This is a genomic window from Lactobacillus sp. ESL0681 (assembly GCF_029392835.1).
Lineage (GTDB): Bacteria > Bacillota > Bacilli > Lactobacillales > Lactobacillaceae > Lactobacillus.
In genome coordinates, this window is the sequence record NZ_CP113943.1 from 228236 (window position 1) to 252463 (window position 24228).

22 protein-coding genes are annotated in these 24228 nt (G+C 36.7%); 21 read left to right on the forward strand and 1 reads right to left on the reverse strand.

Annotated elements, in window-relative coordinates; all coding sequences use genetic code 11:
- The first annotated feature begins 81 nt into the window (after window positions 1-81).
- The 10 genes from ezrA to mreD all read left to right on the forward strand — a co-directional run bounded on the left by ezrA (window position 82) and on the right by mreD (window position 12431).
- A complete protein-coding gene (ezrA, locus tag OZX59_RS01250) occupies window positions 82-1797 on the forward strand; it encodes a septation ring formation regulator EzrA (protein ID WP_277126332.1) in 1716 nt (571 codons plus the stop codon).
- A 140-nt stretch (window positions 1798-1937) separates the two neighbouring features.
- On the forward strand, window positions 1938-3095 hold the full coding sequence (locus OZX59_RS01255) for a cysteine desulfurase family protein (RefSeq protein WP_277126333.1): 1158 nt from the start codon (window positions 1938-1940) through the stop codon (window positions 3093-3095).
- A gap of 4 nt (window positions 3096-3099) precedes the next feature.
- Window positions 3100-4317, forward strand: a complete 1218-nt coding sequence (gene thiI / locus OZX59_RS01260) for a tRNA uracil 4-sulfurtransferase ThiI (RefSeq protein ID WP_277126334.1) — start codon at window positions 3100-3102, stop codon at window positions 4315-4317.
- 274 nt (window positions 4318-4591) lie between these two features.
- Entirely contained in the window at window positions 4592-7231 is a 2640-nt protein-coding gene (locus tag OZX59_RS01265) for a valine--tRNA ligase (protein ID WP_277126335.1), read from the forward strand.
- 1 nt (window position 7232) lies between these two features.
- Window positions 7233-8495, forward strand: a complete 1263-nt coding sequence (locus tag OZX59_RS01270) for a folylpolyglutamate synthase/dihydrofolate synthase family protein (protein WP_277126336.1) — start codon at window positions 7233-7235, stop codon at window positions 8493-8495.
- A complete protein-coding gene (locus OZX59_RS01275) occupies window positions 8495-9172 on the forward strand; it encodes an HAD family phosphatase (RefSeq protein WP_277126337.1) in 678 nt (225 codons plus the stop codon). Before OZX59_RS01270 ends, OZX59_RS01275 begins: the two co-directional genes overlap by 1 nt.
- 39 nt (window positions 9173-9211) lie before the next feature.
- Window positions 9212-9835, forward strand: coding sequence for a DNA repair protein RadC (gene radC / locus OZX59_RS01280; protein ID WP_277126338.1), 624 nt, complete (start codon window positions 9212-9214; stop codon window positions 9833-9835).
- A gap of 161 nt (window positions 9836-9996) precedes the next feature.
- Window positions 9997-11001, forward strand: coding sequence for a rod shape-determining protein (locus OZX59_RS01285; protein WP_277126339.1), 1005 nt, complete (start codon window positions 9997-9999; stop codon window positions 10999-11001).
- Window positions 11002-11049: 48 nt separating this feature from the next.
- Window positions 11050-11901 carry a rod shape-determining protein MreC gene (gene mreC, locus OZX59_RS01290; RefSeq protein WP_277126340.1) on the forward strand — a complete coding sequence of 284 codons (852 nt, stop codon included), beginning with the start codon at window positions 11050-11052 and terminating at the stop codon, window positions 11899-11901.
- Entirely contained in the window at window positions 11901-12431 is a 531-nt protein-coding gene (mreD, locus tag OZX59_RS01295) for a rod shape-determining protein MreD (RefSeq protein ID WP_277126967.1), read from the forward strand. The genes mreC and mreD overlap by 1 nt, the downstream gene beginning before the upstream one ends.
- A 34-nt stretch (window positions 12432-12465) precedes the next feature.
- On the opposite strand, the gene OZX59_RS01300 is transcribed toward mreD, so the two are convergent.
- Window positions 12466-12606, reverse strand: coding sequence for a DUF4044 domain-containing protein (locus tag OZX59_RS01300; RefSeq protein WP_277126341.1), 141 nt, complete (start codon window positions 12604-12606; stop codon window positions 12466-12468).
- A gap of 87 nt (window positions 12607-12693) precedes the next feature.
- On the opposite strand from OZX59_RS01300, the gene OZX59_RS01305 reads away from it, so the two are divergent.
- From OZX59_RS01305 to ftsZ, 11 genes are all read left to right on the forward strand, one after another.
- A complete protein-coding gene (locus tag OZX59_RS01305) occupies window positions 12694-13020 on the forward strand; it encodes a DUF3397 domain-containing protein (protein WP_277126342.1) in 327 nt (108 codons plus the stop codon).
- A gap of 172 nt (window positions 13021-13192) precedes the next feature.
- Window positions 13193-13624, forward strand: coding sequence for a division/cell wall cluster transcriptional repressor MraZ (mraZ, locus tag OZX59_RS01310; RefSeq protein ID WP_277126343.1), 432 nt, complete (start codon window positions 13193-13195; stop codon window positions 13622-13624).
- Window positions 13625-13626: 2 nt separating this feature from the next.
- Entirely contained in the window at window positions 13627-14574 is a 948-nt protein-coding gene (rsmH, locus tag OZX59_RS01315; protein WP_277126344.1) for a 16S rRNA (cytosine(1402)-N(4))-methyltransferase RsmH, read from the forward strand.
- Between the two features lie 13 nt (window positions 14575-14587).
- The gene (gene ftsL, locus OZX59_RS01320; protein ID WP_277126345.1) at window positions 14588-14950 is read left to right on the forward strand and encodes a cell division protein FtsL; all 363 of its coding nucleotides are present in this window, start codon (window positions 14588-14590) and stop codon (window positions 14948-14950) included.
- Window positions 14950-17106 carry a penicillin-binding transpeptidase domain-containing protein gene (locus tag OZX59_RS01325; RefSeq protein WP_277126346.1) on the forward strand — a complete coding sequence of 719 codons (2157 nt, stop codon included), beginning with the start codon at window positions 14950-14952 and terminating at the stop codon, window positions 17104-17106. The genes ftsL and OZX59_RS01325 overlap by 1 nt, the downstream gene beginning before the upstream one ends.
- Before the next feature lie 6 nt (window positions 17107-17112).
- Window positions 17113-18075, forward strand: coding sequence for a phospho-N-acetylmuramoyl-pentapeptide-transferase (gene mraY / locus OZX59_RS01330; protein ID WP_277126347.1), 963 nt, complete (start codon window positions 17113-17115; stop codon window positions 18073-18075).
- Between the two features lie 10 nt (window positions 18076-18085).
- Window positions 18086-19465, forward strand: coding sequence for a UDP-N-acetylmuramoyl-L-alanine--D-glutamate ligase (murD, locus tag OZX59_RS01335; protein WP_277126348.1), 1380 nt, complete (start codon window positions 18086-18088; stop codon window positions 19463-19465).
- 1 nt (window position 19466) lies between these two features.
- Window positions 19467-20576 carry an undecaprenyldiphospho-muramoylpentapeptide beta-N-acetylglucosaminyltransferase gene (gene murG / locus OZX59_RS01340; protein WP_277126349.1) on the forward strand — a complete coding sequence of 370 codons (1110 nt, stop codon included), beginning with the start codon at window positions 19467-19469 and terminating at the stop codon, window positions 20574-20576.
- An 18-nt stretch (window positions 20577-20594) separates the two neighbouring features.
- A complete protein-coding gene (locus OZX59_RS01345; RefSeq protein ID WP_277126350.1) occupies window positions 20595-21449 on the forward strand; it encodes an FtsQ-type POTRA domain-containing protein in 855 nt (284 codons plus the stop codon).
- Between the two features lie 60 nt (window positions 21450-21509).
- Window positions 21510-22856, forward strand: a complete 1347-nt coding sequence (gene ftsA / locus OZX59_RS01350; protein ID WP_277126351.1) for a cell division protein FtsA — start codon at window positions 21510-21512, stop codon at window positions 22854-22856.
- A gap of 14 nt (window positions 22857-22870) precedes the next feature.
- Window positions 22871-24217 carry a cell division protein FtsZ gene (gene ftsZ / locus OZX59_RS01355; RefSeq protein WP_277126352.1) on the forward strand — a complete coding sequence of 449 codons (1347 nt, stop codon included), beginning with the start codon at window positions 22871-22873 and terminating at the stop codon, window positions 24215-24217.
- Window positions 24218-24228: the final 11 nt, after the last annotated feature.

Consider the following 24228-nt stretch of genomic DNA (forward strand, 5'->3'; position numbering starts at 1 on the left):
CTACTTGAAGATAAATTTAAAACTGTTTTCACAGTTAACCATAAATTTGGTATAATTAAGCTAAATGTCGGAGGAAAAATTATGTCATCAACCCAGTCTATAGTTACCGTAGTTATAATTTTAATGATTATTCTTATTGTGGCATTTATGGTTATTGTTAATCGGCGACAATTGCGTGAGATCATCGAGCTTGACAATTTAATTAGTAAAATTGAAAAGATGGACTTGCAACAGGATATTGAACGCCTTAATAAGATGGAGCTTGCTGGTGAAAGTTTAACAACGCTAACAACTTGGCAAAATTGTTATCAAGATGCAATTGAAAATAAAATTCCGCAAGTTGAACAGCTACTTGAGCAAGCTGCAGATCAAAATGTCCATTATCATTTGTTTAAAGCACATAAAAATATCAAACAAGCGCAAGAAATACTGCAGCCAACTTATGATGACGTCAAAAATACTAAGGAAGTTTTCACTGAACTACTTGAATCTAATCGAGAAAATCAATTACAATATGAGGCATTACTTAAACTTTATCGGCAAATGCGTAAAGCTGTTTTAGCTGACTCATTTGATTATGGAGCTGCTTTAGATAAAATTGAAACTGAATTAACTGCTTTAGAAGCTGATTTTGCAGAAGCTAAGGGTTTAACCGCACAGGGTGATCAAGTTGAAGCTAAACGGATTTTATCTAAAATAAAAGTTGCCTTAAATAATATGCAAGATAAGCTCCCGAAACTAAAGCAAAGTCGCCACGAACTTGATAGTGTGTTTCAAGCACAGTTAAGTGAGTTATCTGATACATATAAATTAATGATGTCTGAGAAATTCTACATTACTAAAGTTGATGTGCTTGCAGAAATTAAGAAGATTCAGCAACAGGTAGCGCTGGCCAATGAATTTTTGGCTGATTTAAAGATTTCTAAATTAGCTGATGAAATTCAGGAGATTAAACAAAAAATTGATTATTTGTATGATCTTTTAACCAAAGAATATCAGGCCAAACCATTTATCGAAGAAAACCAGGATAAGATTCAGCGTTTGCTAGCACGTGGTCAAGTTGAATCTAAAAATTTGGTTGAAAAATTGCGTCATATTGATGAAAGCTATGAATTAACTCATGGTGAACTTGATGAAAGTCGTGAGCTAGAACAAGAAGTTAATGATTTGAATCGGCAATATACGGTTGATACCCAAAATATTGCCGATGGCAAAGGCGTTTACTCTGAAATCAAAAATTCTTGGCTGGACTTACTTGATCGTTTGCGCGCAATTAGCGAACGGCAAAAGCAAATGGCGCAGGATGTTGAGGGACTTTATGATTCTGAGAATGTTGCCAATGATTCAATTAAGCGATTTAAACAGGAAATTTCGTTAGTATATCGTCGCTTAGAACGTAAAAATTTACCTGGTAATCCAGATACTTTTATTCAGATGTATACCTTAGTAGTTAATGAAGTTGGTCATGTTGCTGAAGAACTAAGTCAGGTTCGCATAAATATGGAAAAAATATCAACAGAATTAATTCAAATTTCCGATGATGTTGAGCGCTTAAAACGTGAAGCGGATGACATTATTAATTCTGCTGATCTAGTTGAGTTAACTCTCCAATATTCTAATAAATATTCTGGTAATGATGCTGTAAAACAGGCTCAACAAAAGGCGATGCAGCTTTATAGTCAAGACTTCAATTATAAAGAAGCTTTAGATACAATTGCAACGGCCATTGAAAAGGTAGAGCCTGGGTCATATCAACGTTTGGAAAATATTTATTATTCTGAACGTAAAAATAGTTAAACAAGTAAACTAAGCAGTTTTAGAATTGATACTAAAACTGTTTTTTATTGGTAAATATTGTTTGCTGGAAAGTTTAATTTAAGTTACAATTTATAAGTTAACGAATGCCTATTTATGGCTTTTTGAAGGGAAGTAAATCTGTGATTTATTTTGATAATAGCGCTACTACAAAAATTGATGATACAGTTTTGAGTACGTATAACACCGTTGCACGAGATATTTGGGGCAATCCGTCAAGCTTACACCAAATGGGCGACCGAGCGGCTCAATTGCTAACTAGTTCGCGTCAGCAAATTGCCCAACTCTTAGGTGTTAAGCAGGAAGAAGTTTTCTTTACATCTGGTGGAACTGAGTCTAATAATACTGCGATTAAGGGAACAGCTATTCAAAAACGTGAATTTGGTAAGCACCTGATTACTTCAAGCGTTGAACATGCTTCTGTGATGAATGCTTTTAATGCGTTAGAAAATTTAGGTTATCGGGTCACCAGATTGCCTGTTGATCGCCATGGTAGGGTTAATGTTAACGACTTACGTCAGGCGATTGATACAGATACTACTTTGGTTTCAATTATGGGAGTTAATAATGAAATTGGAACTATTCAGCCAATTGATGACATTAGCGATCTTTTAACTAATTATCCGACAATTCAATTTCATGTTGATAACGTTCAAGCTTTAGGTAAAAATATCTGGTCACAGGTATTTACTGAGCGAGTAGATCTAGCTAGTTTTTCTGCACATAAGTTTCATGCTCCTCGCGGAATTGGTATTTTATATAAAAAAACTGGTAAAATGTTGAGTCCATTGCTAGATGGTGGTGGTCAGGAAAAAGGCTTGCGTTCTGGAACTGAAAATTTACCAGCTATTGCTGCAATGGCTAAGGCAATTCGTTTGTTGTTAACTGATGAACAAGCTAAAGCTGAACAAGAATTAGCAATTAAAAGTAAAATTAATGATTATTTGCAAACCAAGCCCGGAGTAAAAATTTTTTCGGAACTTGATACTGGCTTTGCCCCGCACATTCTTTGTTTTGCTTTAAAGGGAATCCGGGGAGAAACTTTAGTTCATACGCTTGAAGACTATGATATTTACACTTCGACTACTTCAGCTTGTGCTTCAACTCGAAGTGATGAGGCCAGTACTTTAGCTGCTATGCATATTGATAATGATTTAGCAACCAGTGCAATTCGCCTAAGTTTTGATGAGAGTAATACCTTGGCTGAAGCGACAGAGTTTATCCATACTTTTGAACAAATTTATAATCATTTTGCGCAAATTAATCATTTAGGAGATTGAATTAATGAAATATACTGAAATTATGGTTCGTTATGGTGAACTGTCAACTAAAGGCAAGAATCGTAAGGACTTTATTGGCCGATTGGCAGGCAATGTGACCAAGGTGTTGCATGATTTTCCTGAAATTGAAATTCATCCTCGTCATGATCGGATGCATATTGTGCTTAATGGAGCGTCTTTTAGTGAAGTTGATCAACGTTTGCGTAAGGTGTTTGGTATCCAAACTTATTCACCAACGATTAAGGTAGAAAAAACACTGCAAGCAATTGAAGAAACTTCTCTGGAATTGATGAAAGAAACTTTTAAGCCAGGCATGACTTTTAAAGTAAATACTAGGCGTAGCGATCATCATTTTACCTATGATACCAACGAATTGAATACCATGGTTGGTGATTATTTATTTAAACATATGGCAGACTTAAAGGTAGAAATGAAGCATCCCGACTTAACATTAAGAATTGAAGTTCGCCAGGATGCTATTTATATTTCTAATCAATTATTGCATGGTGCAGGCGGGATGCCAGTTGGAACTGGAGGTCGCGCCGTGATGATGCTATCAGGTGGGATTGATTCACCGGTGGCATCATATTTGGCATTAAAGCGAGGTGTTGATATCGAAATGATCCATTTCTACAGTCCACCATATACAACGCAAAAAGCACTAAATAAAGCCAAAGAATTAACGGGTATCCTGGCCAACTATTCAGGACGGATTAATTTTATTGCAGTACCGTTTGCTGAAATCCAAGAGACTATCAAAGAAAAACTACCAGAAGGCTATTTAATGACGGTCCAGCGGCGGTTTATGCTGCGGCTAGCTGATAGAATTCGTGCTCAAAGAAATGAATTAGCAATTTTTAATGGTGAGTCTGTTGGTCAAGTTGCTTCACAAACTTTAGAGTCGATGGCGGCAATTAATGATGTAACCACAACACCAGTAGTACGACCGGTAGCAACGATGGATAAGACTGAAATTATTAAATTAGCTGAAGAAATTGGTACTTTTGACCTATCAATTGAGCCATTTGAAGATTGTTGCACCATTTTTGCACCACCAAGACCGAAGACAAGGCCCAAAATTGATAAGGCACGAGAATTTGAAGCAAGACTTGATGTTGAAGGCTTAATAGAGCGAGCTTTATCTGGAATTAAAGTGACAACAATTCATCCAAATGAAAAGTTTTTAGCAGATAAAGCTGAAGAAGATGCTGCTTTATTATAAAAGTCGTGCTATAATACCCTCAAAGCAATAATCAAGAGGAATTAATTTTATTAACAGAGAAAGGCCAGAATGCTGAAAGGCTGAAAATTAATTGGTAGCTTGGTTTTGACGCTGATTGACTGAACTAGTAGTAAGTTAATCCGGCCAAGATGTCGTTATCACGCTTATTAAGAGAAGCAATTATTGCTTAACTTAGGTGGTACCGCGGTAATTTAATCGTCCTAGACAGATATGTTCTAGGGCGATTTTTGTTTAAAAGAAAAGAGGAAAGCTTATGACTGATTTAGCAGCAAAGTATGACCATAAAGAAGTTGAAGAGGGAAGATACCAAGATTGGCTTGATCAAGGGCTGTTCAAACCATCGGGTGATAAAAAAGCCAAGCCATATTCGATTGTTATTCCCCCACCAAATGTTACGGGAAAATTACATTTGGGGCATGCCTGGGACACTGCGATTCAAGATACTTTAATTCGTTTTAAACGAATGCAAGGTTATGATACTTTATATTTGCCTGGAATGGACCATGCTGGGATTGCAACTCAAGCTAAAGTTGAAGCAAAGTTGCGTGATCAGGGCAAGGATCGTCACGAAATGGGACGAGAAGCCTTTGTCAAGCAAGTTTGGGACTGGAAAGATGAATATGCTAATATCATCAAAGGCCAATGGGGTAAGATGGGGTTGTCACTTGACTATTCTCGTGAGCGTTTTACTCTTGATGAAGGTTTATCTAAGGCAGTCCGCAGAGTATTTGTGCAACTTTACAATGAAGGCTTGATTTATCGCGGTGAATATATCATTAACTGGGATCCAGCTCTGCAGACCGCTTTGAGTGATATTGAGGTTATTCATCAAGACGATGAAGGTGCTTTTTATCATATTAAGTATCCATTTGCTGATGGGTCTGGATATGTTGATATTGCTACGACTCGTCCAGAAACGATGTTTGGTGATACCGCGGTTGCTGTTGCTCCAGGGGATGAACGCTACAAAGATTTAGTTGGTAAAGAGTTAGTTTTACCAATAGTTGGTCGTCATTTACCAATTATTGAAGATCAGCATGTTGATCCTGATTTTGGTTCTGGGTTAGTAAAAATTACACCAGCTCATGATCCCAATGATTTTGCTGTTGGTAATCGGCATAATCTAAAGCGGATTAATGTTATGAATGCTGACGGATCTATGAACGAAGAATGTGGCAAATATGCTGGAATGGATCGGTTTGACTGCCGTGAGCAATTAGTGGCTGACTTAAAAGAAGCTGGCTATTTGATTAAGGTCGATCCAATTGTCCATTCAGTTGGACATTCTGAACGTTCAGGAGTTCAGGTTGAACCGCGTTTGTCTAAGCAATGGTTTGTTAAAATGAAGCCATTAGCTGAAAAGGCTTTGGCTAACCAAAAAACTCAAGATAAGGTTAATTTTGTTCCGGAACGCTTCGAAGAAACGTTTAATCAGTGGATGGAAAACGTTCATGATTGGGTAATTTCACGTCAATTGTGGTGGGGACATCGCATTCCAGCTTGGTACAACAAGGAAACTCGTGAAATGTATGTTGGTGAAGAAGCACCTAAAGATATCGAGAATTGGGATCAAGATCCAGATGTGCTGGACACTTGGTTTTCAAGTGCATTGTGGCCATTTTCAACAATGGGCTGGCCAGATGAAGGAGCATCTGATTTTCAACGGTATTTCCCAACTGATACGTTAGTAACTGGCTATGATATCATTTTCTTTTGGGTTTCTAGAATGGTGTTCCAAAGTTTAGAGTTTACCAATAAAAGACCATTTAAAGATGTAGTTCTGCATGGATTAATTCGTGACGAGCAAGGCCGTAAGATGAGTAAATCTTTAGGTAATGGTGTCGATCCGATGGATGTAGTTGATCAGTACGGTGCTGATGCATTAAGATGGTTTTTGTTAAACGGAACTGCGCCTGGTCAAGATACTCGTTATAATCCTAAGAAACTTTCTGCTGCTTGGAACTTTATCAATAAGATTTGGAATGCCGCGCGTTTTGTGATAATGAACTTACCAGACGATGCTCAACCAGCTAAAATGCCAGATACAAGTAAGTTTGACTTAGCAGATAGTTGGATCTTTGATCGTCTAAATACAACAGTGGCTAACGTGATTCGTCTATTTGATGAATATCAATTTGGTGAAGCCGGCAGAGAATTATATAACTTTATTTGGAACGATTTCTGTGATTGGTATATTGAAATTGCTAAGGTTGATTTAAACAGCGATGATTCAGAACTTAAAACTAGAAAGCAAGAGAATCTAATTTGGATTCTTGATCAAACTTTACGTTTGCTTCATCCAATCATGCCATTTGTAACTGAAAAACTATGGTTATCAATGCCGCATACTGGGAAATCGATTATGGTTGCTAAGTATCCTGAGCCACATAAAGAATTTGCAAATCAGAGTGCTAGGGAAGACATGGCCTTTTTAATTGAAATTATTAAAGCGGTTCGAAAAATTCGTTTGGAAGTTAATGCGCCAATGTCGTCAGCAATTGATATTATGATTCAACTTTCAGAGCAGAAGAATGAACGGATTTTGACGGATAACGAAAACTACGTTAAAAACTTCTTGCATCCAAAGCATTTAGAAATTGCTACAAAGATTACAGCGCCAAAACTAGCTAAAACTGCTGTTGTTTCTGGAGCACAGATTTTTGTTCCATTGAGTGAACTAGTTAATATTGATGATGAAATTAACCGGATGGAAAAGGAGCAAGCTAGTCTCCAGCAAGAAGTAGCTCGTGCGACTAAAAAGCTTGCTAATGAAGGCTTCGTTGCCCATGCTCCGGAAGCGGTAATTAACAAAGAAAAGGCCAAACAAGCTGATTATGAAAATCAACTTGCTGGTGTTCAAAAGCGGATTCAAGAATTGAAAGAGAGTAAGTAATGTGATTTTTACCAATGCTCAAGCTGTAGTTTCATATTTATATTCATTACCTAAACTGCATGACAAAGCTGATTTATCTTATATTAAGCGTGTACTAGCAGTTCTAGATAATCCCCAAAATAAAGTAAAGACGATTCATGTTACGGGCACTAATGGTAAAGGCTCAACTTCTTATTATTTGAGTAATTTATTACAAAAGGCTGGTCAAAAGACCGGCCTTTTTGTCTCACCGTATGTCTTTGCCTTTGGCGAACGAATGCAGGTCAATGGCCAAAATATAAGTGATAACCAGCTTGTAATAGTTGCTAATCAAGTTGAAAGAGCTCTGTCCAAAATTAGCCGTAAAGAAAGTAACTTTGCTTTATCTACTTTTGAATATGAAGTTGCCATGGCTTTTACTTTTTTTGCTCAAGTAAAGTGTGATTATGCTGTAATTGAAGTTGGAATTGGCGGCAAACGAGATCAGACTAACGTAATAACTCCAGAAGTTAGCATAATTACCACTGTTGGCCTAGATCATGAAAAGTTGATTGGTCCAACTATCGAAGATATTGCTCGTGAAAAGAGTGGAATAATTAAAGCTAATCGACCAGTTGTCCTAGGCAATATTCCCACTAGTGTCTTGCCAATTATTGAGCAGCAGGCTAATCAAATGCATGCTCCGTGCTATCTGTTGAGCCGTGACTTCACAGTTAACTCTAATCAAAGATTATCTTATCAAGATAAGCAGCATAAGCTAGAATTTTTTATTAAGCCCGAAGTAGAAAGTTATGATATCGCAGTTGCCGTTCAAGCTTTTAACTTATTAAAAATCCCACTAACTGCTGCAGAAATTGTTGCAGCTATCAATCAAACTGTTATTCCCGGTCGTTACCAAATTTTGCAAAATGATCCGCTAATCATCCTTGATGGTGCTCATAATTTGCAAGCAATGAGCAATTTATTGGAGTTTGTGCATCAGGAACAAAAAAAACGTCATGGGCAAGTTAGAATTTTGATTATGATGATGAAAGATAAGGATCTTGGTCCAGTATTTTCACTATTCAGTGATACTGATCAAGTCGAATTAACGACAATTGATTATCCACGCGCGGCAAAAAAACAGGATTTTCCTAAGTCAATCCAGGCAAAGTATTCTTATCATGAAGATTGGCAACAAGCCTATAACAAGCTAAAACGAGTTAGTACTTCTCATGATATATTATTAGTAACGGGTTCTTTTTATTTGGTAGGCAATGTTTTACAAATGGAGGCAGGTAAATAATGCGAGTCAAAGGAATAGACAAAGAGATTACTGGTATCCTATTTGATATGGATGGCTTGCTAATTAATTCGGAGAATTTATACTGGCAGGCTAATATTCAAGCTGCACGAGAAGCAGGACTCAATATGCCAGATGATACATATTTAAAATTAGTAGGTTCAACTACTAATGATATGCAGGATTTTTATCATCGTTATTTTAAAAATCAAGACCAAAAGCAGCAGTTTATTGATCGCACTAATGAATTAGTTAAACAATGGAGCGAAGCAGGGCAGCTAAAACTGCGTTCAGGGGTTCAAGCTGCACTTGATACTTTTCAAAAGTTGGGCTTACCTATGGCAGTTGTCTCAAGCAATGACGAAGCAGTAATTGAATATGACTTATGGCAAACAGGAATTCGAAATTACTTTAAGTTTCATCTAAATTATGATGACGTTAAACGTGAGCAGCTTAAACCTAAACCAGCTCCGGATATTTATTTATGGGCTGCTAAAAAGTTGCAGATTCCTAAAGAAAATATTTTAGCTTTTGAAGATTCGGGAACTGGCCTTGCTGCTGCTAAAAATGCGGGGCTTAAATGCGTCATGGTACCCGACTTATTGCCTGCGACTGAAGTAGATCAAAAAAATGCGGTGTTTATTTGCGATGACTTTTTTAAATTTTTACAAAAAATATAGTCGATTTTGCGTATGTAAATACTGAAGGGAGTGATTTTGATGAATATCATCAAGTCCAAGCAATATTTGGTAGATACGGATATAGAGCTGCTAGATAATTTGGTTAAACAATTAGAAGAGGTGGAGATTTGTAACTTTGGTCAGTTAATCAGCCAGTTGCGGCAGTTACAAATTGCTGATTTTAATGATTTATTGCAATATCTTTCTAGCGCTAAATGTAATGATCAGCTTGCAATTCTTAGTGAGGAAGTATTAGAGCGCTTGCGTTTGGCGATCCCAGATCGTGAATCGGTTTTAACTTCGAGTAATGAGGTAGGCACTTATTTAGCTAATAAATTAGCAGGACGTAAACAAGAGGAACTTTGGGCAATCTATATTGATAACAGTAACCATATTATTGCTGAAAAGAAGTTATTTAAGGGTACTTTAGATAAGTCAGTGGTCCATCCACGTGAGATTTTTCGATGGGCGATGATTTATGCGTGTGCGGGAATATTCGTTGTCCATAATCACCCAAGCGGGAACGTTGCTCCCTCACAGAGCGATCTAAAATTAACCAAGATGCTACAAGAAGGTGCTGATTTATTGCAGATCGATTTTCTTGATCATTTTATTGTTGGTAAGGGTCATTATGTAAGCTTAAGAGAGCATGAGGTCTTTTAATAATGATAGAATTTTGTTGATTATTAACTACCTAAAATACTATCATAATGATTCGAATTAATTTAAATTCATCTTAAGCTTGAACTGAAAATTTTTTTGCTACGTGCTTTATGCTATAATTATTGAAGATTAAAGACTGCAATAATGAAGGAGAGATTTTCGTGTTTGGATTAGGAACAAAAAATATTGGTATTGATTTGGGTACTGCCAATACCCTTGTTTATATGGAAGGTAAGGGGATTGTTCTTAGAGAGCCATCAGTCGTTGCCAAAAATACCCAGACTAACAAGGTGATCGCGGTTGGTTCAGAGGCTAGAGAAATGATTGGTCGAACACCTGCCAGCATCGTTGCAATTCGTCCAATGAAAGATGGGGTAATTGCTGATTATGACACAACAGCAGCTATGCTAAAATATTTCATCGAGAAAACTGTTGGAACCTCAAAACCGTCTGCAATGATTTGTGTTCCTTCCGGAGTAACAGGTGTGGAAAAACGTGCTGTAATTGATGCTGCACGGGTAGCTGGTACTCGCGAGGCTTATGTAATTGAAGAACCATTCGCTGCAGCAATTGGTGCTGGGTTACCTGTAATGGATCCTACTGGTTCAATGGTAGTTGATATTGGTGGTGGAACTACTGATGTAGCAACTATTTCGCTTGGTGGGATAGTTTCATCTACCTCGATTCGACAAGCTGGCGATAAATTTAATGCGGCGATTGTTAATTATATTCACTCTAATTTTAATTTGTTAATTGGTGAACGAACCGCTGAAGATATTAAAATGCAAATTGGTTCTGCTTCAATTGAAAAAGCTAAGGGAATTGAAGCAGTTAATATTCGTGGACGTGACTTAGTCACTGGGTTACCAAAATCTGTTGATGTTAAAGCTGTTGACGTTGCTGAAGCGATTCAGGATGTAGTCCAGGATATTATTATTGCAATCAAAGAAACATTGGAACAAACTTCTCCTGAAATTGCTGCTGATGTAATTGATCACGGAATTGTACTAACTGGTGGTGGTGCATTACTTAAGAATTTACCGGATGTTATTTCTGAAGCAACTAAGGTACCGGTCTTTATTGCACAAGATCCGCTAGATTGTGTTGCTGTCGGAACTGGCGAATCTTTGAAGAACATTGATGTAATCCGCAGAAGTCATAAATAGTATAGAAGCTGGTAGATTTATTGCCAGCTTTTTTAGGAACGATTCCAAATGAAGAAATTTCTACAAAATAAAAAATTATTGTCAGTTTGTATTGTAATTATTATCATCCTCTCTTTTATGGGTGTTAGTGTTAATTTGCGTAATAAACGTAATACTCCAATAATTATTCAGAGTTTAGGAAACGATATAGTTAGCGTAGGTACTCGGATTGTTGATTTGCCAGTTAGTTTAGTATCTAATGGTTTGAATAATGTTCATGATTTATTAGAAACACAAAATGAAAATAATTATTTAAAGAGTAAGGTAATACAACTAGAGCAAACAAAGGCACGAAACTCAAGTCTGGAAGCTGAAAATAAACAATTAAAAGCAACATTAAAATTAAAGGCAACGTTGACTGACTATACAATGATTGATGCGTCAGTTATTTCGCGAACACCAACTAGTTGGACTGATTTATTAGTTATTAATAAGGGAACAACGGCTGGTATTCGAAAAAATATGGCAGTCATGTGCGCGGGTGGTTTGATTGGGCGTGTAATTGAGGTAGATGCTGCATCTGCTAAAGTTGAACTGATTACCACTAGCGATAAGGCTGCTAATCGATTTGCTGTCGAGGCAACTGCTACAGATGGTAAAAAAATTCATGGAATTGTTACTGTAATGAACAATAATGACTTAGCATTTACCCAGGCTCTTGATAATAAGAAGTTAGTTAAAGGTACTAAAGTTTATACTAGTGGATTGGGAGGCAATTCTCCTAAAGGACTGTTAGTTGGTAAAGTTGCTAGCACAACTCGTGATTCTTTTGGCTTGTCTGACCTAATTAAGATTACTCCGGCTGGTGAACTAAATGATCCTTCGGTGGTGACTGTAATTAAGCGGGAGGTAGCAGATTGATACACTCTTTGCGCAGATTTGTTCTAGCGTTTGCACTATATGTTGCCTTGGTGCTTGATGGTAGCTTGTCATTTTATTTACACCAATTTATGGTTATTGGGAACGGCGCATGTTTAATATTACCGATAGGAGTAATGTTGATTGCCTTATTTGATGATACCAATGAAAAAGAAATTTGGTTGGCTCTTATAGTTGGAATTATCAGTGACTTATATTTTTGGGGTTTTATTGGAATTTATGCTGTCGGCTTGCCTTTTTGCTGTTGGCTTTTACAAAAGGTGGCTCGGTTTTTGCCAGAAGTTTTCTGGGTAAAAATACTAGTAGTTTTGTTAACTTTAGCAGTTTTGAATATCTATAGTTGGTTGGTTTTGAATATTGTAGGATTAATTAATGTATCCATAAGAGCAATGTTAGCTGGCATATTGCCAACTTTAGGCTGGTCACTGATATTTACGCTATTGTCATATCCAATTTGGGCAAAGTTAGCTCAAAGTTATCCTTTCATGGTTAACTTAGATAATTATCGCTAATTAAAAAGCGTGAGAATTTAGTTCTCACGCTTTTTTAGCCGATTGTACCGTTGTTAATTAGTGCAGGGATAACTGCAACTAAGATACCTGCTAATGTAATAAAAGCCATTAGCCATGCCATAAAAATAGTCAATTTTTGAAATCCAGATTTTTTCTTCTTTTTTCTTCGAGCCATGTTTGTCCTCCTTACTTGAACAATATTTTATCCTTATTAATGTTTTTTTTCAATTATGTAGTAAAATAGATCTTTAGGAGGATGATCATGTTTTTGATTTTTTTTGCACCAATAATTGGCTTGGCCTTAGCATTTATGTTGAATAAAGCTTTTCCTAAGGCACTTTTTCGGGGATATGATGTTTTACCATTATTTTTTTGTTTTGCCTGTCATTTGATTACGACAAAGGAGCGAAAACCTGAATTTTTGCCCTATGGATTTTTGCTTTTCTTTATCTTAGTAATTGTAGTTGCAGTGTCTGAAACGATAAAGTACAAAAATATTTCTTTGCAAAAAACACTACGTCAATTGTGGGATTATCTGACTGCGTGCACAATTTTTTGGTATATCGGTTTGTTATTCTTAATGATTTAGTTTCCCCCACTTATTAAAAGTAAATTTTTAGCTATAAATGGCTTAGGATTAATATTAATCCTAAGCTGTTTTTTTAAGCTTGTTAAAATATTAAATAACTTAAGTTTTTTGGTAAAAATGTGGTAGAAAGTGGTGAATTGTGGTAAATTATTCTTTGGAAGGGGGCTAGGTCATGTTCATGGGTGAATACCATCACAATCTTGATAGCAAAGGGCGATTAATTATCCCTGCCCATTTGCGTGAAGAGATTGGAGAAAAAATGGTATTTACTCGTGGCATGGAGGGTTGCATTTTTGGTTATACTATTGCAGAATGGCAAAAAATGGAATCTAAACTGGCCCGTCTTCCGTTAACTAAGAGAAATGCGCGTAGTTTTACGCGATTGTTTTATTCTGGTGCGATGGAATGCGAATTCGATAAACAGGGGCGTGTTAATCTGACCACAACTTTGAAGAAACACGCGGCTTTAATAAAAGAATGTGTTATTGTAGGCGTTTCAGATCGAATAGAAATTTGGTCAAGTGAACGTTGGGAAAGCTTTAGCGATGAAGCTAACGAAAACTATGATAATATCGCAGAAGATTTGGATGATATTGAGCTTTAACTATGGAATTCAAACACACTAGTGTACTTTTACATGAAACAATAGATAATTTAAAACCAAAAAACCATGGCCTTTATGTTGATGCAACTTTTGGTGGTGGTGGTCATGCAAAATATTTGTTAAGCAAGCTTAATTCAGGTACTTTGATTGGTTTTGACCAAGATGAATTTGCAATAAAATCGGCTCGTTTAAACTTTGCGGATGTATTGGCAAATAATAGTAAACCGAGATTAGAATTAGTCCATGACAATTTTAGCCATTTGAATATGAACCTGGTTAAGCTAGGCTATGTTGATGGAATTGATGGAATATATTATGATCTTGGGGTATCTTCTCCTCAGTTTGATCAAGCAGCGCGGGGATTTTCATATCGCTTCAATGCTCGATTAGACATGAGAATGGATCAACAGCAATCACTTGATGCCTACCAGTTGATAAACAACTCAAGTCAAAAAGAGTTAGCAAATATTTTGTATAAATATGGTGATGAAAAATTTTCGCGTCAGATAGCCAGTAAAATTGTTATTAGAAGACAAGCTAAACCAATTGAAACAACTTTTGAGTTAGTGGAAGTTATTAAAGAAGCAATTCCGGCATATGCTAGGCGTAGCGGAGGCCATCCGGCTAAGAAAACTTTTCAGGCATTGCGCGTTGCAGTAAATCATGAGCTTGAGGTTCTTGAGCAATCGCTTGAAGAAGCCATTAAGCTGCTAAAACCTAAAGGTAGAATTAGCGTAATTACTTTTCAGTCTGATGAGGATAAAATAGTAAAAAAGATTTTTAAAAAATATTCAGAAGTTGAAGTACCACGTGGGATGCCAATGATACCAGATAGCATGAAGCCTACTCTTCGTTTAATCAATCGTAAACCTATTGTTGCTTCGACTAAAGAATTAGAGAACAATAACCGCTCACACAGTGCAAAGTTACGGATCGCGGAAAAGTTGTAAAGAGGAAAAGCCGATGGCTGATAATTTAGCAAGAAAAGTTACATTTAACCCTAATGAAAAAGATAAACCAAATGCTAAGCAACGAGTGTCTCTTAACCAAGAACACGTTGTTTGGTCTGGTTTTGAAAAAGTCTTGCTAATTTTAGGAACATTAATTACATTAGGACTAATGTTTACATTAGTTTCAGCTAGTGTTTCAGCCACGTCAGCTCAACATGAGCTGACTAATGTTCAGCAAACAGTTGTTAAAGAGCAAAATAAAGTTAGTGATTTACACCAAGAAATTGGTGAATTAACTTCAAGTGCAAGAATGAACAAAATTGCTCGAAGTAAAGGACTAACTTTAATTGAAAAAAACATTAGGAATGTTCACTAATGAAACAAAATATTAATAATTTGCGATCACAAAAATCCAAAGCCCACGGCTACCGTTTTACAGTGGGGAGATGTCTCCAAGTAGCTGCGGCTTTGGTTTTTCTTGTATTTGTAGGAAGATTTTTATATTTAGGAATTTCACAAACCGTTAATGGCAGAAACTTGAGTCAAAGAACTGAACAGTTATATAAACGGAATCAGGTTTTAAAGGCATCTCGCGGTACGATCTATGATCGGAATGGATTAGCAGTGGCACAAGACTCACATCTTTATACGGTTTATGCGATCTTAGATAAAACTTCAATAAATTATAAAAATAAACCAGAATATGTGGTTAATAAATCTAAAACAGCTGATAAATTAGCGACTGTACTACCTATATCTGCAAGTAAAATTTTGCAATATCTGAATCCTAGTCATTCAGCTTTCCAGGTTCAGTTTGGTGCAGCTGGAAGTGGACTGACTAAACGTCAGCGTGATCAAATAGTCAAGATGAAGTTGCCAGGAATTAAGTTTTTTGAGACGCCAGCTAGGTTGTATCCCAATGGTAATTTTGCTTCTCACATAGTTGGCTATGCTGAACCAAAGTATGATAAAAAGACTAATACTGAGAATTTAGTTGGTACAATGGGATTAGAAGCATGGTATAATGACTTGCTTTCGGGTAAAGATGGTACGCAAATTTCATCAGTTGATGCGGCAAATTATCAAGCTCCGAATCATGCACAATCTTATCGTGCCCCTAAGAATGGTAATGACTTGTATTTGACGATTGATTCACAATTACAAGACTATTTGGAAAATCGTCTTTCAGATGTGCAACAAACATATAATCCAGTTTCTATGACTGCAGTAGTTGAAGACATGAAAACTGGTAAAATTTTAGCTGCTTCTCAAAGACCTACTTTTAATCCACAGACAAAAAAGGGAATGGACAAATCCTATCGTAATATTCTGGTACAGGATACCTTTGAACCTGGTTCAGTTTTTAAAGTTTTAACTTTATCTGCGGCTGTTGATAGTGGAAATTACCATCCTAATCAGTATTACAATTCTGGTTCGGTTTCGGTTGGAGGATCCGTAATACATGATTGGCAGTCATCAGGTTGGGGTAGTATTCCCTTTTCACAAGCTTTTCCAAGATCTAGTAATACAGGGTTCGTACACCTTGAACAACAAATGGGTGCGAAAACCTGGCATAAATATTTGAAAAAGTTTCGAATTAATCAAAAAACTGGAGTTACTCTCCCTGGTGAACAATCAGGATTGCTAGCTTTTAAATCTCCAGTTGATCAGGCAGTAACTAGTTTTGGTCAAGGAGTTAATGTTAATGTTATGCAAATGATGCAGGCCTTTAGCAGTTTGGCTAATGAAGGACAAATGGTGAAGCCGCAGTTTGTTGAAAAAGAAACTAATGCTAGTGGTAAGACAATTAAATCGTACCAAGTTCAAGATGTTGGAGATCCTGTATATTCTAAGCAAACTGCCCAAGTTGTCTTAAAAAATATGAAACGGGTTCTCAATAAGCGAATAGGGACTGGTGCAACTTATCGAATGGATCATCAAAGTATTGCTATTAAAACAGGTACTGCACAAATAGCGAATCCACATGGAGGTTATCTTAAGGGCGATAATAATTATATCTTCTCAGTTGTCGGAGTTACCCCGGCTAAAAAACCACGTTATTGTGTTTATATCACAATGAAACAACCAAGACGGATGGTGAAGCCAGCAGAAACTATTTTGGCATCAATTTTTAAGCCAGTAATGAATCGTACTATTTTAATGTCAAAAAATGAGCACGATACTACTAAATTAGTTACTGTGCCTAATCTTACTAAAATGTCGTTTCAAAGCGCAAAACAAAAAGCTAGTCAATTGGGGATCAAACTGGTTAAGCTTGGACGGGGGGATAAGATAACTGCCCAGGCTGAAAATAAAAAAATTCAAGTTGGTAATAAGCTGTTTGTTCGTACAACCAAAAAAATCACTTGTCCAGAGATGCATGGATGGACACTTAACGATTTGCAGCAGTTTGCAACATTGGCTGATATTAAGCTAGATTTAAAAGGCAGTGGAGTAGTTCAAAAGCAGAGTATTAAACCTGGCGCGACTATTAAGCCTGGAACAAAATTAAAAATAGAATTAAAGGAGTAGCACTATATGCTCATTAATAGTATTATTGCATTGGTTAGTTCACTAGTATTAACAGGATTTATTTTACCTTGGATGATTATTTTTATGCGTAGTCATCATGAAGGACAGGAAATTCGCGATGAGGGTCCTAAATGGCATCAAAAAAAGTCAGGTACGCCAACAATGGGAGGAGTCGTTTTTGTTTTAGCAGCGGCTGTTTCTACTATTTGGGTGGCAATGTGGCAACATGAGCTAAATAAAAGTATTTGGATTTTAGTAATTAGTCTGTTAGGTTATGGTGTTATTGGCTTTCTTGATGATGCGATCAAGCTCTTTTTTAAGCGTAATTTAGGTTTGCGGGCATGGCAAAAGTTGCTGCTGCAAATTTTAATTGCGGCAGTAGTAGTAGGATTAGCCGCTAGTGATGGCTTTAAGTTTAAGCTATTTATTCCGTTTGTAGGAACTATAACCAGCGTAATTTTATTTATTGCCTTTGTTGTATTTTGGTTAGTTGGATTTTCTAATGCAGTCAATCTTTCGGATGGCCTAGATGGCCTAGCTACTGGGCTATCGATTCTGGCATATGGTACTTATGCTTATTTAGCTATTAAGCAGCACAATTCTGCTGTTTTATTCTTTTGTATGAGTGTGATTGGCGGATTAATTTCGTTCTTTATTTTTAATCATAAACCGGCTAAGATTTTTATGGGTGATGCTGGTTCACTTGCTTTAGGAGGCGGATTGGCCGTAGTCAGTATCCTCTTGAATCGGCCATGGTCTTTATTATTGATTGGCATTGTATTTGTTTGTGAAACCGCAAGTGTTATTTTACAAGTAATTTCGTTTCAAACTACAGGGAAAAGAATTTTTAAAATGACACCAGTTCATCATCATTTTGAAATGATTGGTTGGAGTGAATGGAAAGTTGATGGAGTCTTTTGGTTAATTGGCTTAATCGGTAGTTTTTTATATATAGTAATCTGGGGCTAAACAGAAACAAATGAAGCAACTAAATAAATATCGAAATAAAAATATTTTAGTGTTAGGATTAGGTAAAAGTGGTTTTGCAGTAAGTAATTTATTGCTGAAACTTGGTGCAAAGCTAACTTTAAATGATCGGGCAGATCTAAATGATAATCAGCAGGCGCAGCAACTAGCCCAAAAAGGTGTTCACATTATTGGTGGGTATCATCCACTTGAATTGTTAGCGCAGGAGCAATTTGACTATTTGGTAAAGAACCCCGGAATTCCTTATGATAATCCGTTGGTAAAAAAGGCACAGGAATTACAAATTCCGATTATTACAGAACCAGAAGTTGCTTTAAGTGTAAGCGATGCGCCCTATGTCTGTATTACTGGATCAAATGGTAAAACTACGACAGTAATGCTAACTCAACAGATTTTGGAGCGCCACTTGTCTGATAGTGGACACCATGCATACGCTGTTGGTAACATTGGCAAGCCAATTTCTGAAGTTGTTGATCATGTAACCAAAGATGATGTTTTAGTAGTTGAAATGTCAAGTTTTCAACTACTAGGAGTAACTGATCTTGATCCTAAAATAGCGGCAATTATCGATATTTATGATAATGTCCATCTTGATTATCATAAGACCTTTGCCAACTATGTAGCTGCCAAGTTAAATGTCACTAAAACTCAGAGTAGTGAGCATTATCTAATCGCCAATTATGATCAGAAAGAAATTTTTGCTCAAGAACAACAAATAACTAAAGCGAAGATTCAAACTTTTTCCGAAAAAGATAGCCAAGCTGATTATTTTATTGCTGATGGTTATTTACAAAGTAAAACTGGCAAAATTATGCCAATATCAGAAATGAGATTACCTGGTATACACAACCAACAAAATGCGTTAGTTGCGATTGCAATTGCGAATTTGTTGGGCGCAAGTAATTCAGATATTTGTAGTGTTTTGAAGACATTTACTGGAGCTAAACATCGATTGCAATATGTGACAACGCTAGCAGGTCGAAAAGTTTATAATGATTCTAAGTCTACTAATATTGAAGCAGCTTCTGTTGCGATTCCGTCTTTTGATCAGCCTGAAATCTTGATTGCTGGAGGTTTAGATCGAGGTTTTAGTTTCGACGCACTAGTTCCATTACTAAAAAAACACGTTAAGGCTGTTGTACTTTATGGAGAAACACGATATTTGCTGGCAGATGCGGCACGTAAGGCTGGAATTAAGCAAATTGAGATTGAAGACACCTTGCAAGTTGCTGTACCTAAGGCATATGAACTTTCTAGTGTTGGTGATGTATTGCTGTTTTCTCCTGCCTGTGCTTCATGGGATCAATTTAAAACCTTTGAAGAACGTGGCGATTGTTTTATAAAATTAATTGAGGATTTAAAGACAAATTAAAATGAAAGTTATTTTTACTGGCGGTGGCACAGGTGGCCATATTTATCCAATTATGGCGATTATCGAACGTTTAAAGCAGCGTGAATTAGCCACAAATGATGAAATCTTGTTTGTAGGTACTAAAAAAGGACTCGAAGCTAAGATTGTCCCTAGTGCAGGGGTTAATTTTGAAACAATTGAAATTCAAGGGTTTAATCGCAAGCATTTACTTAAAAATTTTGCTACTATTAGTTTATTCATCAAAGCAACTAAACGGGCAAAGCAAATTTTACATGACTTCAAGCCAGATATTGTAGTTGGGACTGGGGGATATGTCAGTGCTGCAGTTGTTTATGAAGCAGCTAAAATGCATATACCGACAATGATCCATGAATCTAACTCTGTAGTGGGATTGGCTAACAAATATTTAGGTCATTATGTAGACAAGATTTGTTATAGTTTTGATGATGCTGCCAAGCAATTTTCTGAAAAAAACAAGTTAGTTAAAACAGGTAATCCACGCTCCCAGCAAGTTTTAGCATTACCTGAAGTTAAAATTGATTTACATAAACAATGGCAACTTAATCCCAAGGTACCAACTGTGTTAATTTTTGGCGGTTCTCGTGGCGCTCTAGCAATCAATCGAATTGTGCTACAATCAATTATCAAGCTAAGTAAAAAGCCATATCAAATTATTTGGGCTACAGGAACTTACTATTATGACGAGGTCAAAGAAAAGCTGGCTGGAGTTGATTATGGTGATCAGTTAAAAATTACTCCATATATTAAGGATATGCCTGCTTTATTGCCAGAGATGACCTGTGTTGTTTCGCGGTCTGGTGCAACGAGTATTGCAGAGTTTACGGCATTAGGAGTTCCAGCAATTTTAATTCCTAGTCCTAATGTTACGCATAATCATCAAATGAAAAATGCAATTGATTTAGAAAAAGCGGGGGCGGCTTTGGTAATACCTGAAGACGACCTGAATCCTAACAATTTTATTTCTTCAATTGATCATATTTTGCTTGATGATAAGTATGCTCATGATATGAGGAAAGCTTCAAAATCATTGGGGATACCTGATGCATCAGATCAAGTAATTAAAGTAATGCAAGAGTTGGTAAATAAATAGAAAGTAAGGTGAGACTATATGACGAAGAGACGGGTTACTAAAATAGATCCAAAAGAAAAACTGTCACGTTATTTAGCTCACCAAACTAGTCAAAGCAAAAAGCAGTCTACTAAACATAAGGCTTCAGATTCGCTTGCTAAGTTGCGTAACGAGCGACGTTCAGCAATTGTTAAACGTTTAGGATCGATTATTATTATTTCTTTGGTGATGATAATTATATTGGGATATTATATTTCACCGCTAGCTATAATTAAGCAAGTAAAAATCCAGGGAGTTGCCGATCTGCCAGCTAATGAAATTGTTCAAACTTCTGGAATTAAAGCAGGCGATAAAGTGGTCAATTGTTTGTTTAATCAAAAGCAGTTAAGCAATAATTTAATGGACAAATATACAGAGATTCAAAGGGTTGAAGTTAAAGCAGATAAGCTTAATCGTCTGACCTTAGCAATAACTGAACATCCTCCAATCGGCTATATTAAAACGGGTAATAAATACCGTAAAATTCTAGCACACGGCAAACTTGGTACCAAACTTTTACCTTGGAATAAGGTAAATCAAGACAAGCCAATCTTTGTTGGTTATAATAAGCAGTTTTCTTTAAAAAAAGATTTGCAGCTATTTAATAGTTTACCTGATGAATTTAGATCTCAGGTTAAACTATTAAGTGGTAATACTAGACGTAAATCACAAGTTATTTTTCTAATGAAAGATGGCAATGTTGTAGTTGGTAATATCGCAACATTAAAAGATAAAATACATTATTATAATAAAATTAAAACAAAAACCGTGAAAAATAGTTTGATTGATTTGGAAGTAGGGGCATTTACTCGCCCACTTACCGTTAAAGAAAAGCAAAATTATGGTTTAACGTAAGCTGAATTTATGATTTTTTTATGGTAAAATTTCCTAGAGAGCGTTGATGGGGGATTAATTTTGGATAACACGAATCTTCTAGTGGGCCTAGACATCGGTACTACTAGTGTAAAAGCCGTTGTAGCTGATTCTGGTAAGGTAATTGGAGCAGTGGCAGTGCCTAATAAAGGTATGCGACATGGCAATATTACTGATATTGATGAAACAGCAAGTGCAATTGGACAAGCTTTAAAAGAAATTTCGAAGAAGACCAACTCAAATATTTATCGGGTGGTTACTGGCATTCCAGTTGGAATGTTGCAGTTAGAAACAGCCAGCGATTTAATTAATGTAAGTGATGTTGGACAAGAAGTAGGTGATCGTGATGTTCGTCGGCTTTTGCAAGCAGCAATTAAATCTGCAAGTAAAAGTGAACGTGAACCAATTGCGTTCTTGACTACACGATTTTTAATTGATGGCAAAGTTGAAGTTGACGATCCACGAAAAATGATTGCGCACTCGCTTGCTGTTCAAGGGATACTATTAACCGCTCCAGCTGGCCCACTACATAATATTAAGAAGGCAATCGAACGAGCTGGTTATCAAAATAACTTCTTTGTGCCAATCCCGTTGGCAATTGCTAGTGTCGCACTTGATGAAAGTGAACGAACATTCGGCTCGATTATTCTAGAATTAGGTGGTGGGGTTGCGACGGCAACCGTTATCCATGATGGTCAGATTAAGTATGCGAATATTGATTTAGAAGGTGGTAGTGATATTAGTAATGATATCTCTAGCGTACTAAGTACTTCTAAAAAGGATGCGGAGCAGATCAAACTTGATTATGGCTATGCTGATCCGGCTTTGGCCTCGGTTAAAGATAAGTTTGCGGTCAATAGTGTTGGTGCAGATGGCCAGGAAATGATTGACGAAGTTTATCTTAGTAAAATAATTAATGCCCGGCTAATGCAAATTATTGAGCGAATTGGTAAGGGATTAGATAAGCATGATGCATTGAAACTACCTGGAGGAATTGTAATTACTGGTGGTAATAGCCTGTTACAAGGAATTGATGATTTAGTTGCCAATTCCTTAAACATAAAAACTCGTGTCTATCAGCCAGATCAGATTGGTATGCGTAATCCAGTATATTCGGCTGCATACGGTATTGTTAATTATGCATATAATTTATCTGATATTGATTTTTTGGCAATCAATGCAATTTATGGTAAGAAAATAACAGATCAAGTCCAAGTTGCACCAGCAGAAAATAATTCTAAAAATTTAAAAAGATCTACTCATGTTAGTGAAACCAATACAAAAGAAGAATATAATAGACGGCAGAAGGCTGTGCAAAGCAGGCCCAAAAATAGCAATAAAAAAAGTGAAAATGGCATAAAGAGCTTCTTTAAAAAGTTCTTTGATTAAAGGTGGTTAATTAGATGGATTTTACATTCGATTCAGATGACAATAAAAATGCTGTCATTAAAGTGATAGGTGTTGGTGGTGCTGGAGGAAATGCAGTTAATCGGATGATTGATGATGGCGTTCAAGGGGTTTCCTTCGTTGCAGCTAATACAGATGTACAGGCGCTTAATAGCAATAAAGCAGAAAATAAAATTCAATTAGGCCCAAAGCTAACTAGAGGTTTAGGCGCAGGGTCTCATCCTGAAGTTGGACAAAAAGCTGCTGAAGAAAGTGAACAAACAATTGAAGATGCACTCAAAGGTGCAGATATGATTTTTATTACTGCTGGTATGGGCGGTGGAACTGGGACTGGTGCTGCACCAATTGTTGCTAAAATTGCTCGAGAAACTGGTGCTTTGACAGTTGGCGTTGTTACACGTCCATTTACTTTTGAGGGACCCAAGCGTTCAAAGAATGCTGCATCAGGGATTGCAGAATTAAAGCAATATGTTGATACTCTGGTGATCATTGCCAATAACCGCTTGCTTGAGATGGTTGATAAAAAGACTCCAATGATGGATGCTTTTAAAGAAGCCGATAATGTTTTAAAACAAGGTGTGCAAGGAATTTCGGATTTAATTACGTCAACAGATTATGTTAACCTAGATTTTGCTGATGTTAAGACTGTGATGGCTAACCAAGGTGCTGCCTTAATGGGTATTGGTCGCGCTAATGGTGAGAACAGAACTGTTGAGGCAACCAAACTAGCTATTTCTTCGCCATTACTTGAGGTTTCAATTGATGGTGCTCAGCAGGTGTTACTAAATATTACTGGTGGACCTGATTTAACTTTGTTTGAGGCTCAGGATGCTTCTGAAATAGTTTCTAAAGCTGCTGGTGACGATGTAAATATCATTTTTGGTACTTCAATTAATTCTAACTTGGGTGATGAAGTTGTCGTTACTGTAATTGCAACGGGGATAAATCCTGATGCTGAAGAAGAAGCGTCAAAGCAGTTACCAGGGCGTAGTCATCAAATCAAGTCACAGCCAGTATCAGCTCAAGCGGCTGATGATGTTCAGCAAGACGAAGTTGCACATGAATCACAACCGAATGTTCAATCAGAACAACCATTAAATCAATCAACTGTAGTTCAGCCAGCTCCTAAGCATAAGCCGATGGTTGATCCTACTAGTGTCTGGGGTCTAGATAATGATGATAACCGTGAACCTAGACGTGTTTCACCAACTGATTTTGACAAAAATGATGATATAAATTCATTTACTGCTGATGATCAAAATAGTATTTCACAAATTGAGACTAATGCACAAGATGACGATGTAGATGATATTCCATTTTTTAAGCATCGCGGTGAAAATTAACTAGGAGGCAA

Excerpts from the sequence above, each read along its gene's own strand:
- ezrA (WP_277126332.1), top strand. The coding sequence starts at position 82 with ATGTCATCAACCCAGTCTATAGTTACCGTAGTTATAATTTTAATGATT.
- thiI (WP_277126334.1), top strand. The coding sequence starts at position 3,100 with ATGAAATATACTGAAATTATGGTTCGTTATGGTGAACTGTCAACTAAA.
- OZX59_RS01265 (WP_277126335.1), top strand. The coding sequence starts at position 4,592 with ATGACTGATTTAGCAGCAAAGTATGACCATAAAGAAGTTGAAGAGGGA.
- OZX59_RS01275 (WP_277126337.1), top strand. The coding sequence starts at position 8,495 with ATGCGAGTCAAAGGAATAGACAAAGAGATTACTGGTATCCTATTTGAT.
- radC (WP_277126338.1), top strand. The coding sequence starts at position 9,212 with ATGAATATCATCAAGTCCAAGCAATATTTGGTAGATACGGATATAGAG.
- mreC (WP_277126340.1), top strand. The coding sequence starts at position 11,050 with ATGAAGAAATTTCTACAAAATAAAAAATTATTGTCAGTTTGTATTGTA.
- OZX59_RS01300 (WP_277126341.1), bottom strand. The coding sequence starts at position 12,606 with ATGGCTCGAAGAAAAAAGAAGAAAAAATCTGGATTTCAAAAATTGACT.
- OZX59_RS01305 (WP_277126342.1), top strand. The coding sequence starts at position 12,694 with ATGTTTTTGATTTTTTTTGCACCAATAATTGGCTTGGCCTTAGCATTT.
- mraZ (WP_277126343.1), top strand. The coding sequence starts at position 13,193 with ATGTTCATGGGTGAATACCATCACAATCTTGATAGCAAAGGGCGATTA.
- rsmH (WP_277126344.1), top strand. The coding sequence starts at position 13,627 with ATGGAATTCAAACACACTAGTGTACTTTTACATGAAACAATAGATAAT.
- ftsL (WP_277126345.1), top strand. The coding sequence starts at position 14,588 with ATGGCTGATAATTTAGCAAGAAAAGTTACATTTAACCCTAATGAAAAA.
- OZX59_RS01325 (WP_277126346.1), top strand. The coding sequence starts at position 14,950 with ATGAAACAAAATATTAATAATTTGCGATCACAAAAATCCAAAGCCCAC.
- mraY (WP_277126347.1), top strand. The coding sequence starts at position 17,113 with ATGCTCATTAATAGTATTATTGCATTGGTTAGTTCACTAGTATTAACA.
- murD (WP_277126348.1), top strand. The coding sequence starts at position 18,086 with ATGAAGCAACTAAATAAATATCGAAATAAAAATATTTTAGTGTTAGGA.
- murG (WP_277126349.1), top strand. The coding sequence starts at position 19,467 with ATGAAAGTTATTTTTACTGGCGGTGGCACAGGTGGCCATATTTATCCA.
- OZX59_RS01345 (WP_277126350.1), top strand. The coding sequence starts at position 20,595 with ATGACGAAGAGACGGGTTACTAAAATAGATCCAAAAGAAAAACTGTCA.
- ftsZ (WP_277126352.1), top strand. The coding sequence starts at position 22,871 with ATGGATTTTACATTCGATTCAGATGACAATAAAAATGCTGTCATTAAA.